Source organism: Actinomyces sp. zg296 (assembly GCF_009829695.1).
GTDB lineage: Bacteria > Actinomycetota > Actinomycetes > Actinomycetales > Actinomycetaceae > Actinomyces > Actinomyces marmotae.
In genome coordinates, this window is sequence record NZ_VWPG01000005.1 from 1 (window position 1) to 14,952 (window position 14,952).

Annotated in this window: 11 protein-coding genes; 5 read left to right on the forward strand and 6 right to left on the reverse strand. The window is 71.8% G+C overall.

Annotated elements, in window-relative coordinates; all coding sequences use genetic code 11:
• Positions 1-143: 143 nt before the first annotated feature.
• Positions 144-1,625, reverse strand: coding sequence for an FAD-dependent oxidoreductase (locus tag GVV76_RS05510; protein WP_159524579.1), 1,482 nt, complete (start codon positions 1,623-1,625; stop codon positions 144-146).
• Positions 1,626-1,854: 229 nt separating this feature from the next.
• Here GVV76_RS05510 and GVV76_RS05515 point away from each other — a divergent pair, with 229 nt between their 5' ends.
• A complete protein-coding gene (locus GVV76_RS05515) occupies positions 1,855-3,231 on the forward strand; it encodes a hypothetical protein (RefSeq protein ID WP_159625596.1) in 1,377 nt (458 codons plus the stop codon).
• 43 nt (positions 3,232-3,274) lie between these two features.
• On the opposite strand, the gene GVV76_RS05520 is transcribed toward GVV76_RS05515, so the two are convergent.
• Positions 3,275-4,039, reverse strand: coding sequence for a metal ABC transporter ATP-binding protein (locus GVV76_RS05520; RefSeq protein WP_159625598.1), 765 nt, complete (start codon positions 4,037-4,039; stop codon positions 3,275-3,277).
• 50 nt (positions 4,040-4,089) lie between these two features.
• Here GVV76_RS05520 and aztB point away from each other — a divergent pair, with 50 nt between their 5' ends.
• Genes aztB through GVV76_RS05540 form a run of 4 tightly spaced genes read left to right on the forward strand, consistent with a single transcriptional unit; the run spans position 4,090 to position 8,570 of the window.
• Positions 4,090-4,956 (forward strand): zinc ABC transporter permease AztB, encoded by an 867-nt coding sequence (gene aztB, locus GVV76_RS05525; protein WP_159625600.1) that lies wholly within the window; start codon positions 4,090-4,092, stop codon positions 4,954-4,956.
• Entirely contained in the window at positions 4,953-6,227 is a 1,275-nt protein-coding gene (locus GVV76_RS05530; protein ID WP_159625602.1) for a hypothetical protein, read from the forward strand. The genes aztB and GVV76_RS05530 overlap by 4 nt, the downstream gene beginning before the upstream one ends.
• On the forward strand, positions 6,224-7,138 hold the full coding sequence (locus GVV76_RS05535) for a metal ABC transporter substrate-binding protein (protein ID WP_159625604.1): 915 nt from the start codon (positions 6,224-6,226) through the stop codon (positions 7,136-7,138). Before GVV76_RS05530 ends, GVV76_RS05535 begins: the two co-directional genes overlap by 4 nt.
• Positions 7,139-7,184: 46 nt before the next feature.
• Positions 7,185-8,570 (forward strand): hypothetical protein, encoded by a 1,386-nt coding sequence (locus GVV76_RS05540; RefSeq protein ID WP_175993999.1) that lies wholly within the window; start codon positions 7,185-7,187, stop codon positions 8,568-8,570.
• Positions 8,571-8,672: 102 nt separating this feature from the next.
• Here the strand turns inward: GVV76_RS05540 and GVV76_RS05545 are convergent, their stop codons facing one another.
• From GVV76_RS05545 to nuoL, 4 genes are read right to left on the reverse strand one after another with little or no spacing between them, the layout of a single operon-like run.
• Positions 8,673-9,734 carry a polyprenyl synthetase family protein gene (locus GVV76_RS05545; RefSeq protein WP_159523742.1) on the reverse strand — a complete coding sequence of 354 codons (1,062 nt, stop codon included), beginning with the start codon at positions 9,732-9,734 and terminating at the stop codon, positions 8,673-8,675.
• Positions 9,735-9,775: 41 nt separating this feature from the next.
• Entirely contained in the window at positions 9,776-11,368 is a 1,593-nt protein-coding gene (nuoN, locus tag GVV76_RS05550; RefSeq protein WP_159625606.1) for an NADH-quinone oxidoreductase subunit NuoN, read from the reverse strand.
• Positions 11,365-12,915, reverse strand: a complete 1,551-nt coding sequence (locus tag GVV76_RS05555) for a complex I subunit 4 family protein (protein ID WP_159523630.1) — start codon at positions 12,913-12,915, stop codon at positions 11,365-11,367. Before GVV76_RS05555 ends, nuoN begins: the two co-directional genes overlap by 4 nt.
• A 14-nt stretch (positions 12,916-12,929) precedes the next feature.
• Positions 12,930-14,939, reverse strand: coding sequence for an NADH-quinone oxidoreductase subunit L (nuoL, locus tag GVV76_RS05560; protein ID WP_159625609.1), 2,010 nt, complete (start codon positions 14,937-14,939; stop codon positions 12,930-12,932).
• Between the last annotated feature and the right edge of the window lie 13 nt (positions 14,940-14,952).

Sequence of the window (14,952 nt, forward strand, 5' to 3'; positions counted from 1 at the left end):
CGCGGTGCCCCCCACAAACGGCGAGAATGAGGGCGCAACCGCGGGCCGAGACGGTAAATCAGGGCGCGCCGGCAGAACGAGGGGGCTGCGAGGCGGCCCGAGCGGTCTCCAAGACCTCTCGTCCTACCCCTCCCCCACGCGACTCAGAGCCGGTGGGCGACGCGCTCCGGGACACGGGAGGGGTCCGGGGCGCCGATGAGGTCGGCGGGGATCTCGGTGCCGCGCGACACCGCGGTCATGGCCTCGCGGGAGACCACCTTGACGCGTTCACGGGGCTTGGACTCCCCACCGCTAACCGTCACCTCGCCGTAGGCCTCGCCCAGACCGCGCTCGTAGGCGTCGAGGAGCTCCCAGCCGTCCCAGGTGGTGAAGGGAATGCCGCGCTTGTTGAGCAGGAGCATGACGGCGTCGTGCCCGACCTGATCCTCATCGGCGGTGGTGGCGTGGAGCAGTCCCGCCTGGGCGTCGGCCACGAGGTTGGAGATGGTCTCCTGGGCGTCAGACTTGGTCGAGCCGATGAGCCCCACGGGACCGCGGCGGATCCAGCCGGTGGCGTAGATACCGGTCAGCGGCTCACCGCCCTCACCCAGGACCCGGCCGCCGGCATTGGGCAGGACGTGGCGCTCGGCGTCGAAGGGCAGGCCCTCGATGGGGCTGCCGGCGTATCCGATCGCCCGGTAAACGGCCTGGACCTCGAAGTCCCGGAACTCCCCCGTGCCCTCCACGCTCCCGTCGCCGGTCAGGCGCGTCCGCTCGACGCGCAGGCCGCGCACATGGCCCTCCTCATCGGTGAGGACCTCGCTGGGGGCGGAGAACAGGTGGATGTGGATGCGGTGGGAGGCGGTGAGGTCCTCCGGCTCGGCCATGGCGTAGCCCTCAAGGGCCTTGACCACCTGGCGCTGCTGGTTGGAGGCGGCCAGCGCCGCCTGCGAGCCCTCGTCGTACTCGAAGTCCTCCTCATCGACGAGGACGTCGACGTCGGGCTGCTTGCCGAGCTCGCGCAGCTCCAGCGGGGTGAACTTGACCTGGGCGGGGCCGCGGCGCCCGAAGACGTGCACGTCGGTGACCGGGGAGCGGCGCAGCTCGGCGGCGACGTTCTCGGGGACCTCGGTGACCATGAGGTCCTCGGCGTGCTTGGCCAGGACGCGGGCGATGTCGAGGCCCACGTTGCCCACGCCGATGACGGCGACCTCCTTGGCGCTCAGGTCCCAGGTGCGCGGGTGGTCGGGGTGCCCGTCGTACCAGGAGACGAAGTCGGCGCCGCCGTGGCACTCTGGGGCGTCGACCCCGGGGATGCGCAGGGGGGCGTCGGTGTCGGCGCCGGTGGAGAAGATGAGGGCGTCGTAGTGCTCGCGCAGCTCATCGACCGTGATGTCGCGACCGACCTCGACGTTCCCGATGAGACGGATGTCCCCGCGCTGGAGGATCTTGTACAGCGCGACGATGATCTGCTTGATGCGGGGGTGATCGGGGGCGACGCCGTAGCGCACCAGGCCGTAGGGGGCGGGGAGTCGCTCGAAGAGGTCGATGTTCACCTCAAGGCCGGACTTGGACAGGATGTCCGAGGCGTAGATGCCCGCGGGGCCTGCCCCGATGACGGCGACGGAGAGAGGGCGGGTGCTCACTGGGTCTGGCTCCTGGTGTGAGGGGTCTGGGGCGATCCTGGCTCGGCGCGCCGAGGAAGGCTGGGACGACGACGGGCACAGTCTAGATACTTCGGACCCCCTTACCGACAATGGCCCAGGTAATGGACGTCTCTGAGGCGGCCAAGGCGCCTTCCGGCCGCCCTGGAACGCTGCTAGGGTGGGCGGGACCGCGAACGCATTGGCCGACCCTGCCCTGAGAGGCCCCGCGATGAAGCGCCGCTCCTTCATGCTCTCCGTCCTGGGGGCCCCAGCGATCCTGCCGGGCCTCGCATCGGCCGGCTGCGCCCGGCACCCCGAGGGCGAGGTACCGCCCGGTGGGGCGACCGCCTCCTCAGCCGCGCCCTTCTCAGGGCCGTTCCCCGCGCCGTCGTCGGGCTCGTCCGACCGCGCCGCCCCAACCGCCTTCTCCCCCACCGCAGGGCTCCCGGGCCTGGACATCGACATGCTCGCCGACTCCGGGCTGGGGTGGTCGATCGAAGACCGCTTCGTGTTCCGCAGCGACCACCCCAGTTGGTGGTACGCGGACCTGTCCACGGGCACGCTCAGGGTCCTCACCGCCGACGGCGGGGCGCTGGGCTTCACGGAGGCGACCGTCTCCGACCTCGGGCGCGGGGGCGATCCCCAAGGGGCCACCCAGGCGCTCTCGGACGCCGCGGCCGTCGTCGACCCGCGCGGCGCCTGCGCCTACAGCCTGACCACGGCGGTGAAGATGGGGCCGCCCCAGGCCGGGCGCTGGTCGGCCACGGTCCTCAAGACCGAGCTGGTCTCGGGGAGGGTTCTGGCCTCCCGGGAGCTGGTTCTGCCCGCGAGCGCCCCGACGGCGAAGGGATCGGCGCGCCTGGCCGTGTCCTCGGACGCGCTGCGCCTCACCGTGGCGCTGGCGCCCCCGCCGGGCGGCCCGGCCGGCCCCTGCTGGATCGAGGTGCTCTCCACCGCTGATCTCACCACTGTCCTCACCAGCCCTCAGGGCCAGGCGCCCACCGCGCTCGCGGGCATGAGTGGCGACGCCGTGATGGTCGGCGCGACGCCGCCCGCTGCTTCCTCACCGGCTTCGCCGCCGTACCGCGTCCTGTCCACCACCGATGGCTCCCTCCTCCTGGAGGTTCCCACGAGTCAGGCCCACCTGCTGGATGGGTGGCTCTACTGGGCCGGGCCCGACCAGGCTTCCTGGCGGGCCATGGACCTGGGCACCCGCGCCACCGCGGATCTGGGCGCGGGCCCACCCGGAGCGGCGAGCCACCCGGTGGCCTGGAGCGCCGGCGCCTACTCCGTCATCCGGACCCCGGCGGCCGCCGACCTGCGCGAGCTCGGCTCCCCCACCCCGACCTTCACGTGGCCCAACGCCGACGGCGCGGTCCCCACCGGCCTGGCGGTCTACGACGACGTGCTCTACACGGTCTTCGACTCGCGACCCGGGGAGGTGGTGCTCACCGATCTGCGCACGGGCGAGGAGCTGGCCACCGCGCTCATCCCCGGAGATCTCACCTCGAGCGCCGCCGGGGCGCTGGAGGTGACCCATGAGGGGATCGGGGTGATGGACCCCCGCGGGCGGGCGTCCTTCTACGCCGCGACGGCGTGGCGCTGAGCCCGCCAGGGGCGCGGCGCCTGAGCGCGCGGGCTCCCGCTCCTCAGCGCGCGGGCCCCCGCTCGTCGTCGACGACGCGGCCGGCCTCGAGGGTGAGGCAGCGGTCGGCGATCCGACGGGCCTGCTCGTCATGGCTGACGAGGAGCACGAGGGCGCCCTCCCGGGCGGCCTGGGCCGCGGCGTCGTGGATGATGCCGGTGGAGCGGGCATCGGCGGCCGCGGTCGGCTCGTCCATGAGCAGGATGTCGGGCCGGCTGACGAGGGCCTGGGCGACCAGGACCCGCTGACGCTGCCCGCCGGAGACCTCGGAGAGCTGGCGGTCGGCGAGGTCGGCGATACCCAGGACTCCCATCACCTCGCCCACGCGCCGCTTGTGGGCGCGGTTCAAGGGGCGCAGGAACCCGGCATCCCCCCAGCAGCCCATGGCGACGGCGGCGCGGACCGTCAGCGGCATGCGCTCGGGGATCGGCGGGGCCTGGGGTACGAGGGAGAGCCTCGCGTTGGCGGGGCGGCGCTCGATGCGACCGCCCGCCAGGGGCAGGATCCCCGCGACGGCGGCCAGGAGGGTGGACTTGCCCGAGCCGTTGGGGCCAAAGAGGCAGGTGACCTCACCCGGGGCCAGATCCAGGCTCACGCCGTCGAGGGCGAGCACCTCGCCCCTACGCACGACGGCGCCGCGCAGGGCGAGGCCGCCCGGAGCCGCGGCGCCGGCCGCGGGACGCGCCGCCGCGGGGCCCGGCCCGGAGGACGGGAGGTCGGGGGCCGCGGGCGCGCTCGCTGAGTCCCGCTGAGGGGTGGGAAGACGCATGCCGTGAGCATAGCGTGACAACCGCGAACGATTATCGTTACGCTTCGCGGGTGCACTACCTCCTCGACCCGCTCTCCCTCGGGTTCTTCTCCAATGCCCTGACCGGAGGGGTCCTCGCGGCGCTGGTCTGCTCGGTGGCGGGCACCTGGGTGGTCATCCGGGGCATGGGATTCCTCGGGGAGGCCATCGGCCACGGCATGCTGCCGGGGGTGGCGATCAGCGCCCTCATCGGGCTGCCCACACTGGCCGGCGCCGCGCTCAGCGCCACCGCCATGGGCGTGCTCGTCGCCCTCCTGTCCCGGCGGGCCCGCCTCTCCCAGGACACCGCCATCGGCATCACCTTCGTCCTCATGCTCTCCCTGGGCGTGATCATCGTCTCCCGGTCCCGCTCCTTCGCCACGGATATCACCGCGATCCTCTTCGGCGACATCCTGGGGATCAGGAGTGATGAGATCACCGTGCTCATCGGCACGCTTATCGTCGTCCTCATCGTGGGCGCCATCATGATCCGCCCCTTGACGGCGCTGTCCCTCGATCCGGGCATCGCGCTGACCCTGGGGATGCGCCCGGCGCTGGCCCAGGCCGGCCTGACCCTCCTGATCATCGCGGCCGTCGTCGCCTCCTACCGGGCCGTGGGCACCCTGCTGGTGGTGGCGCTCCTCGTCGCCCCGCCGGCCACGGCCGCGCTGTGGTCGAAGTCGATCCTCGCGATGACCGCCTGGGCGGCCGTCATCTCCAGCGCCTGCGTCGTCGTGGGCCTCTACATCTCCCTGTACGCGGACACGGCCGGCGGCGCCACCATCACCGCCACGGCCGCGGGCGTCTTCCTCCTGGCCTCCGGGGCCGCCGCGCTGACCGGCCGGCGCCGCTCGGGCAGGCCCCTCCTGTCCCCCACAACCCCGAAGGAGCACGCGTGAGACTCCCCCAGCCCTCCCAGCACATCCGCGGAGCCGTCCGCGGCGGCCGTGCCGGAACCGCCGCCGTCGCGTGGCTGGCCGCCGCCCTCGCCCTCAGCGCCTGCTCCGGGGGCTCGCCCTCCGACGGCGCCGCGAGCGCCTCCCCGTCAGGCACCTCGGAGGCCAGCGCGGCCGCCCAGGGTGATGGGCACGGCCACATCGACGGCGCCACGGAACTCTCCGAGGCGCCCCTGTCCCTGGTGACCGCCTCCTCCGACGGCCAGGTGAGCCTCCTCGACCTCGCCGCCGACGGCGCCCCGGCCCCCATCACCTCACTGCCCGGCCTGACCGCCACCGCGTCGGACTCCCGATTCGTGGCCCTCACCGGGCCGGACGGCGCGCTCAGCCTGGTGGACTCCGGGGCGTGGACCTGGGACCACGGCGACCACCAGCACTTCTACCGCGCCGCCTCCCGGGACCTGGGCGCCCTGGGGATGAGCGGGAAGGCCAGCGTGGCCTCCACCAACGCCCGCACCGTCATCGCCTCGGGCACCACCGCCACGGTCCTGGACCGCCAGGCCTTGGGGCAGGGGCGTCAGAGCGCCCTGACCACGGCCACCATCGACGCCGGGTCCTTCGCCGCTCCACTGGGAGAGCGGACCGTCCTGGTCTCCGGGGGCCAGGCGAGCATCATCGACGACGCCGGCAGTGCCGTCGGCCAGGGCGTCGCCTGCGCGGCGGCGTCGGGCGGGGCGCTGACCCGCGCCGGCATCGTCCTGGGCTGCCAGGGCGGCGCCGTCGTCGCGCCGGAGCCCTCCTCGACCGCGACCGCCGAGCCGCCCTCCCTGGCGTGGGTCCCCCTGCCGGAGGAGGCCGCCGGGACGAAGATCGTCTCCCTGTCCAACCGGGCCCGCCGCTCCCAGGTGGTGGCCCTGGATGAGAACGGCGGCGCCTGGCTCCTCAGCGTGCGGGCCAGGAGCTGGACGCGGGTGGCCTTCGGGGCGCCCGTCGTCGCCGTGTCCGCGATGGACGACACGCACAAGCGCGTCGTGGGCGTGGACGCCGAGGGGCGCGTGCGCGTGTGGGCAGACGGCGCCGAGGCCACGGTCACCGAGCCCATCGCCAACCCCGGCCTCGCCGCGGCCGCCGGCCTTCGGGTCACTCCTAAGCGCGTCTACGCCCCCGGCGCCGATGGCGCCTCCGTCCTGGAGATCGACGCGGCCGACTCCGCCCGCGTGGCCCGGACGATCCCCGCTGCCGGCCTCGTCTCCTTCGAGGTGGTCGGGGCATGAGGCGCCGGGACCTGCTCACGCTCCTCGCGCTGTCGCCCCTGGGCGCCGTCGCCGCCTGCGACGGCCCCAAGGAGAAGACCGGAAAGCCGTCGCTCGTGGTCACCACGAACATCCTGGGAGATGTCGTCACCCAGGTGGTGGGTGACCAGGCAAGCGTCACCACCCTCATGGCGCCCAACGCGGACCCGCACTCCTTCGGCATCTCCGCCAAGCAGACCCTGGCCATGCGCGACGCCGCCCTCCTGGTGACCAATGGCCTGGGCCTGGAAGAGGGGCTGGCCAGCAATATTGAGAGCGCCAAGGGGGACGGCGTCACGCTGTTCACCGCCGGGGAGCAGTTCACTCCCATCGAGTACTCCTCCGATGACGCCTCCGGCCCCGACCCGCACTTCTGGACCGACCCCACCAGGATGATCGACGTCGTCAACGGGCTGGAGGGCGCGCTCGGGAAGGTGTCCGGCATCGATGCCTCCGCCCTGTCCACCTCCGCCGCGGCCTACCGCGACAGGCTCACCGCGGCCGACAAGGACATGGCCACCCGCTTCGGCGCGATCCCCCAGGACAAGCGCACCCTGGTCACCAACCACCACGTGTTCGGATATATGGCGGCCCGCTACGGCTTCCGCCTCATCGGCGCCGTCATCCCCGGCGGCTCCACGCTCGCCGCCCCCAGCGCCTCGGACCTGGAGGAGCTCTCGACGGCCGTGCGCGACGCCGGCGTGAGCGCGATCTTCGCCGACACCTCGCACTCCGACAAGCTCATCACCGCCCTCAAGGAGTCCGCCGGACAGGACATCCAGGTGGTCTCCCTGTTCACCGAATCCCTGTCCGCCCCCGACGGCGAGGCACCCACCTACCTGGACATGCTCGCCGTCAACACAGACCGCATCACCACGGCCCTCACCGCGTGAGGACCGATCACCGCCGATGACACGCCCCAGCCAGAAAGGACATCTCATGTCATCCTCCATCTCGTCACGCCCGCGCCTGGTCGGCGCCACGCGGCGCGCCGCCGTCATCGCCGCCCTGAGCGCCACTGCCCTGGCCCTGGGCGCCTGCGGCTCAGGCTCGAAGGGCGCCTCGGCCACCACGGCTGCCTCCGCGACCGCCGCCATGAGCGCCTCCGCCGAGGCCCACGAGCACCACCACGGCTCGGACCGCTTCGTCTTCGCCTACGACGGCGGCGTCAAGGTCGTCAACGCCTCCACCTTGGAGGAGGTCGCCGACTTCCCCATGAGCGGCTTCCTGCGCCTCAACCCCTTCGGCGACAACGAGCACGTCCTGATCACCACCGAGTCCGGCTTCCGGGTCCTGTCCACCGGGGCCGGCGGCGGCGAGGCGAAGCTCACCGATCTCGTCTTCCCGGCAAACAAGGGCGGGCACGTGACGCCCCACGGCGGCTGGACCGGCCTGTTCGCCGACGGCAGCGGGGAGATCACCTTCGTCAAGACCGACGCCCTGGGCCACGACGCCGATGAGACCGTCACCAGCCTGCCGAGCACCGAGAAGATCGCCTCCGAGGAGGCCCACCACGGCGTGGCCGTCAAGCTCTCCGACGGCACGGTCATCCGCACCCTGGGGAACTCTGAGTCCCGCAAGGGGGCACTGGCCCAGGATGCCTCGGGCACTGAGCTCACCCGCAACGAGGAGTGCCCCGGGGTCCACGGCGAGGGCGTCATGAAGGATGAGGCCGCCATGCTCGGCTGCGAGAACGGCGTCCTGCTGTACAAGGGCGGCTCCTTCACCAAGATCGCCAGCCCTGACGCCGACTACGGGCGCGTGGGCAACTCCTACACCACCACCTCCTCCCCCATCGCGGTCACCGACTACAAGGACGACCGCGACGCCGAGGGCGTCAACCTGCACCGCGTCGGCCTGCTCGACTCGGCCGCCGGCACCTTCTCCGTCGTCAACATGCCCGCGGGCGCGGAGTACACGTGGCGCGGCATCAAGCGCGACGGCGAAGACAACGCCTGGGTGCTCGGCACCGACGGGGCCCTGCACAAGCTCGACCCCGCCTCGGGGTCCTTCGTCGACTCGATCCCCGTGATCGCCGCCTGGCAGCCGCCGGCCAAGTGGCAGGACGCCCACCCGGCCCTCCAGATCTCCGGCACGACCGCCTGGGTGACCGAGCCGGCCACGAACAGCGTCCACAAGGTGGACCTCACCAACGGGGAGAAGACCACCAAGGCCTACTCGGTGACCCCCAACGAGGTCGCCTTCGCCAAGCACACGCACGCCGATGGCTCCGAGCACCACGACGAGGAGCACGAGGAGCACCACGACGGGCAGCACCACGACGAGGAGCACGAGCACGAGCACACGGCTGAGGCCACGCACTGAGCTCATGAAGGAGGCGGGCCCCACGGCGCAGAGCCGTGGGGCCCGCCTCGCGCTCTGCGGAGGGGTGGAGGGCCGCACGGCCCTCCGTGTCAAGGACCGGCCTCAGGCGGCCCGGTCGACGAGTTGGTGGGCGAAGTCCTCGAGCAGGCCCCGCACCACCCGGGCGCGCTCGCGGGCGTCGGCCAGGGCGGTCCTCAGATCGTCCTCGGCGACGCCGCCTGAGGCCAGGCGCTCGCGGGTCGCGGCGAGGACGGCTTCCTCCAGGCCCTCCAGGCCGGCGATGGCCTCGTCGGCCCAGGACACCGCCATCTGCCGAGTGCGCTGGAGAACGGGGTGGGCGCGCAGGCGCGCGACGACCCCGGCGAGGACGGCGGGATCGCGCAGGTCCGCGGAGGACAAGTCGGAGAGGATCGACTGGCCCGCGGCGTCGAGCTCGCCCGCGGCCAGGGCGGTGCGCAGCAGGAGGACGGGCATCGTGTCCACGCCCTCGAGGAGGTCCGTTCCGGGGGTCTTGCCGGTGGTCTCGGAGTCGGAGGCCAGGTCGATGACGTCGTCGGCGAGTTGGAAGGCGATGCCGATCCGCTCGCCGAACTCCTCGACGATGGCCTCGACCACGGGGCCCGCGCCGGTGAGCATGGCGCCGTAGCGGGCGGAGACGGCGATGAGGGAGCCGGTCTTGTCCGCGAGGACCTGGATGTAGTGGTCCACCGGGTCGGTTCCCGCCGGACGGCCGAGGGTCTCGTGGAGTTGGCCGGTGCACAGGCGCTCGAAGGTGCGCGCGTGGGCGAGGGTCGCCTCCGGGCCGAGGGCGGCGATGAGCTGGGAGGAGCGGGCCACGAGGATGTCGCCCGCGAGAATGGCCGCCGAGTTCCCCCAGACGGTCTGGGCGCTGGGGGCGCCGCGGCGCAGGGGGGCATCGTCCATGACGTCGTCGTGGTAGAGCGTGGCGATGTGGGTCAGCTCCACGGCCACGCCCGCGTCCCTCACCGCCTCACCGGTGGCGAGCTCGGGGTCGCCGAGCTGGGCGGTCAGGAGGACGAGGGCGGGGCGCAGGCGCTTGCCCCCGGCCCGGGCCAGGTGGGAGGTGGGAGGGTTGATGGTCTCGTCGGCGTTGCTGACGATCGCCATGAGCCGCTCCTCCACGGCGTCGAGGGCAGGGGCCATGCGGCCCTCGAGTTCCGGGGCGCTCAACGACAACGGTGTGGTCACGGGATGAGCATAGCCGCATCGCCGAGCACCGTGAGCGCGGCCTGGGGCAGCACGCCCAGGGCGATCGTGGCCAGGACGGCCATGGTGATCGCGGCCGCGGCCATACCCTGGGAGTCGACGACGGTGACGCCCTCGCCCTCGGGGGCGCGGAAGTACATGAGCACGACGAGCCTGAGGTAGAAGAAGGCCGTGGCCGCCGAGCTCGCGACCGCGATGACGACGAGCCAGGTCGCCCCACCGCCGATACCGGCGGCGAAGAGCTGGAACTTCCCGATGAAACCACCGGTGAGCGGGATGCCCGCGAAGGACAGCAGGAAGACCGTCATGGCACCGGCGAGCCAGGGGCTGCGACGGGCCAGGCCCCGGTAGTCGTCCAGGCCGGTGGCTTCGGCCCCCGCTCCCCCACCGTGGGACTCGCGCACCAGGGAGATGACGCCGAAGGCGCCGACCGTGGCGATGCCGTAGGCCAGGCAGTAGAAGAGGATCGCCAGGATCGCGCGCTGGTTGTAGGCGATGATGCCGATGAGCATGTATCCGGCGTGGGCGATCGCGGAATAGGCGAGCATGCGTTTGACGTCGCGCTGGACGATGCCGACGACGGTGCCCACCACCATGGTGAGGATGGCGATGGCCCATAGGACGGGGGCCAGATCCCAACTCAGCCCCCCGCCGACCATGTAGAAGAACCTCACGAGGGCGAGGAAGGCGGTGGCCTTGACCCCGGCGGCCATGAAGCCGGTCACCGGGGTGGGGGCGCCCTGGTATACGTCCGGGCTCCAAGCGTGGAAGGGCGCGGCGGCGATCTTGAAGAGGAGGCCCACGAGCACGAGGGTGACCCCGGCGAGCACGAGCCAGTCGACGCCCGCGATGGCGCCGTCCACGGCCGAGGCGAGCCCCGGCTGGACCCGGACCCCGTTCTGGAGGTCGTTGTAGAACACGGAGCCGGAGGCGCCGTAGAGGAGGGCGGAGCCCATGAGGAGGAAGGCCGAGGCGAAGGCGCCCAGGACGAAGTACTTCATGGCGGCCTCCTGGCTGAGCAGGCGGCGGTGGCGGGCCATGGCGGCCATGACGTACAGCGGCAGCGAGACGAGTTCGAGCATGACGAACAGGGAGATGAGGTCGCTGACCACCGGGAAGAGCATCATGCCGGCCAGTGAGAACAGCGCGAGGGGGAAGACCTCTGTGGCCAGCCACCCGGCGTGGATGGACTCGCTCTCCTCGGCGCTGCCGGGCCGGTCGGCGGCCTGCGCGGCGAACGCAGAGTCTCCGATCTCGGTGCGGTCCGAGATCACGAGGATGGACAGCAGGCCGATGATGAGCACGATGCCCTGGGCTGCGATGCCGAAGTTGTCCTCGTTGAAGCCGATGACGGGGTAGCCGGGGGCCCTGCCGTCGACGACGACGCCCCAGCGCCACACGATGGCGACCATCGCGCCGAGGATGGCCAGGACGGCCAGCGCCGTCTGGACGAGGTGCCGGGCGCGGCGCGGCATGAGGGCCTCGATGAGCACGCCGAGGATGGCGGCTCCCAGGATGATGAGGACCGGGACGAGGCCGGCCCACTGGATGGACGGGGCGGTGAAGCTCACTTGCTGCTCCCTTCCGTGACGGGGGCCGTGGCGGCGGGCTGAGAACCCGCCCCGGTCATGGTGGCGGCGGTCTGGGCCCCGACGCCGTCGAGGATGCCGGTCAGGCTGGCGGGCGCCAGGCCCAGGACCAGCATGGCGACGAGGATGGGGGCGACGACGACGCGCTCACGGCCGTCGAGGTCCTGACTGCCGACGCGCTCCGGGGCCGGCGCCCCGGTGAAGACCCTCTGGTAGGGCAGGAGCATGTAGACAGCGGCGATGATGACGCCCAGCAGCGCGAGGAGCCCGTAGACGGGCTTGGCCGAGAAGCTGCCGGTGAGGACCATCCACTCGGGGACGAAGCCGGACAGGCCCGGCAGGGCGATGGACGCCAGGCCGGAGAAGAGGAAGGTCCCGGCGATAAGCGGCATCACGCGGGCGATGCCGCCGAGTTCGCTGATGCGCACGGTCCCGGTGCGCCGGGCCATGAAGCCGGTGATGAGGTAGAGGCCGGCGATCGACAGCCCGTGGGCGACCATGTAGACCATGGCGCCGACGGCGGCGATCTGGTTGCCGATGAAGATCCCCAGCACCATGAAACCGAAGTGGCTGATGGATGTGTAGGAGATGAGCCGGTAGAGGTGGTCCTGGCCAATGGCGGCGAGCCCGCCGTAGATGATGCCGACGATCGCCAGGGGCAGGATGACCGGCGCCGCCCAGCGGGAGGCCTCGGGGAAGAGCGGCAGGACGATCGCGATCATCCCGTAGGTGCCGATCTTGTCCAGGACGCCGATGAGCAGCACTGAGGTGCCCGGAGTGGCCTGCTCGGCGGTGTCGGGCAGCCAGGTGTGCACGGGCACCATCGGGGCCTTGACAGCGAAGGCGATGAGGAAGGTGACGAAGATGCCCCGGGTGACGCCCGTGGAGGAGGTGAGCCCCTGGGACAGGTTCTCGATGAGGTAGTTCCCCTCGCCGCCGGGACCGTACACGGCCAGGGCGACGACGCCGATGAGCATGACGAGACCGCCAGCCAGGGAGTAGAGGAGGAACTTGATGGCGGCGCGGCGCCGGTCGGGCCCCCCGTAGCGGCCGATGAGGAAGTAGACGGGCAGGAGCATCGCCTCGAAGACGAGATAGAAGAGGAGGACGTCACGCGCGGTGAAGATGACGATGATGAAGGCCTCAAGGGACAGGATGAGCCCGGCGAAGCCGGCCTGGTTGTCCGCGGGGATCTCGCCCCAGGAGGCCAGGAGCACGATGGGCACGAGGAAGACGGCCAGCAGGAGCATCGCCAGGCCGAGGCCGGTGACGCCCAACGCCCAGGAGGCGCCCATGGCCGGGATCCACTGGTGGGTCTCGGCGAGCTGGTAGACGGTCCCCGCGTGGGGGTCGAAGAGGATGGCAGCCCAGATGCCCAGGCCGAGCTCGACGAGCGCGATGACCAGGCCGAGCCCGCGCGCCTGGCCCCGCAGGGCGGGAACGGCCAGGAGCAGGGCCCCGATGAGGGGGACCAGCACCATGAGGGAGAGCACCGGGTAGGGGCCTGTGGCGACGGTGAGTGTCTGCATGTGGCGGTGTCCTCTCAGAACCTGGTGGCCAGGACGGCGATGAGGGCCAGGACGGTGCCGGCGGCCATGTAGCCGGCATAGGAGCGCACGTACCCGGACTCGGTGCGGCCCACGAGCCGGCCGAGTACCGCGGTGCCGCTAGCCAGTCCCTCGACGGCACCGTCGACGACGTAGCGGTCCGAGGCGGTGGCGGCCAGGACGAGGCCCTGACCGGGCCGCATGGCGATGGCCTCGTTGATCGCGTCCTGGTGCATGTCTTTGCGCGCCGCCTCGACGAGCGCGTTGGAGGGCTGGACGACGGTGGCCACGGGCCGGGCGGCGTACATGAGCCATGCGGCGAGCGCGCCCAGGATGACCAGGGCCAGCGTCGCGCCCATGATGATGGTCTCGGGCAGCACCGGCTCTCCGTGCTCGGCGTGGCCGGTGACCGGCTCTAGCCAGGTGACGAAGGTGTCCCCGGCGGCTAGGGCGCCGCCCAGGCCCAAGGAGAACACCGACAGGATGAGCAGCGGGAGGGTCATCATCCATCCCGACTCGTGCGGGTGGACGGGGCCCTCGATGTCCTTCTCGGTGGTCCAGCGGGCCTTGCCGTGGAAGATCATGAAGAAGAGGCGGGACATGTAGAAGGCCGTGATGCCAGCGCCCACGAGGGCGATGGAGCCCAGGATCCAGGGCTTGGCGCCCTCGCCGATGAAGGCGGCCTCGATGATCTTGTCCTTGGACCAGAAGCCGCTGAAGGGCGGGATGCCGAGGATCGCGAGCCAGCCGATGCCCATGGTGGCCCAGGTGATCGTCATGGCGGCGCGCAGCGCCCCGAAGCGGCGCATGTCGACCTGGTCGCTCATGGCGTGCATGACGGAGCCCGCCCCCAGGAACAACTGGGCCTTGAAGAAGCCGTGGGTGAGGAGGTGGAAGATCGCGAAGGCGTAGCCGATGGGGCCCAGGCCCGCGCCGAGCATCATGTAGCCGATCTGGCTCATGGTGGAGGCGGCGAGCACCTTCTTCATATCGTCCTTAGCGCAGCCGATGATCGCGCCCAGGAGCAGGGTGATGGCGCCGACGATCGCGACCGCCAACTGGGCGCTGGGGGCGCCGCCGTAGATGGCGCCCGAGCGCACCATGAGGTAGACGCCGGCGGTGACCATCGTGGCGGCGTGGATGAGGGCGGACACCGGCGTCGGGCCGGCCATGGCGTCGCCCAGCCAGGCCTGCAGCGGGAACTGAGCGGACTTGCCGCAGGCGGCCACGAGGAGGAAGAAGCCCATGGCCGTCAGCCAGCCGGTGGTGACGCTGCCGCTGGCGGCGGCCGGCAGGACGGCGTCGAAGGCCACGGAGTGGACCTGGGAGACCATCGCCATCATGGCCGCGAGGAGGCCCATGTCCCCCACGCGGTTCATGATGAAGGCCTTCTTGGCCGCGGTGGCGTTCTCCATGCTCTTGTCGCGCGCGGCGCGCGGGTCGTCCGCGTCAGCGGTATTCCAGAAGCCGATGAGGAGGTAGGAGGCCAGGCCCACGCCCTCCCAGCCGACGAACAGGGCGATGTAGGAGTCGCCGAGCACGAGGGTGAGCATCGCGGCGATGAAGAGGTTGAGGTAGGCGAAGAAGCGGCGGCGGTCGCGGTCGTGGCTCATGTAGGCCACCGAGTACAGGTGGATGAGGGAGCCGACGAAGGTGACCAGGCCGACGAAGGTGAGGGACAGCGGGTCGATGCGCAGGCCGACGTCGATGCGCAGGCTCCCGGCGCTGAACCAGTGCCAGAGCTTGGCGCTCATGATTCGCTGGCCCTCGGCCATGCCCGCGACCTGGGCGATGATCGTCAGTCCCAGGACGGCGGTGAAGACGGCGGCCGCCAGGCCCAGCCAGTGGCCCCAGGAGTTGGAGCGGCGCCCGGCGATCAGCAGGATCGCCGCGCTGGCGGCGGGCACCGCGATGAGGAGCCAGGCCAGCGCGGCGGCGCCGGTGGCGGCGTGGGTGGCGTGCCCGGCGGAGGCGGCTGGCGCCAGCGCGAGGGGAAGTGCGCCCATCATGCTCACATCA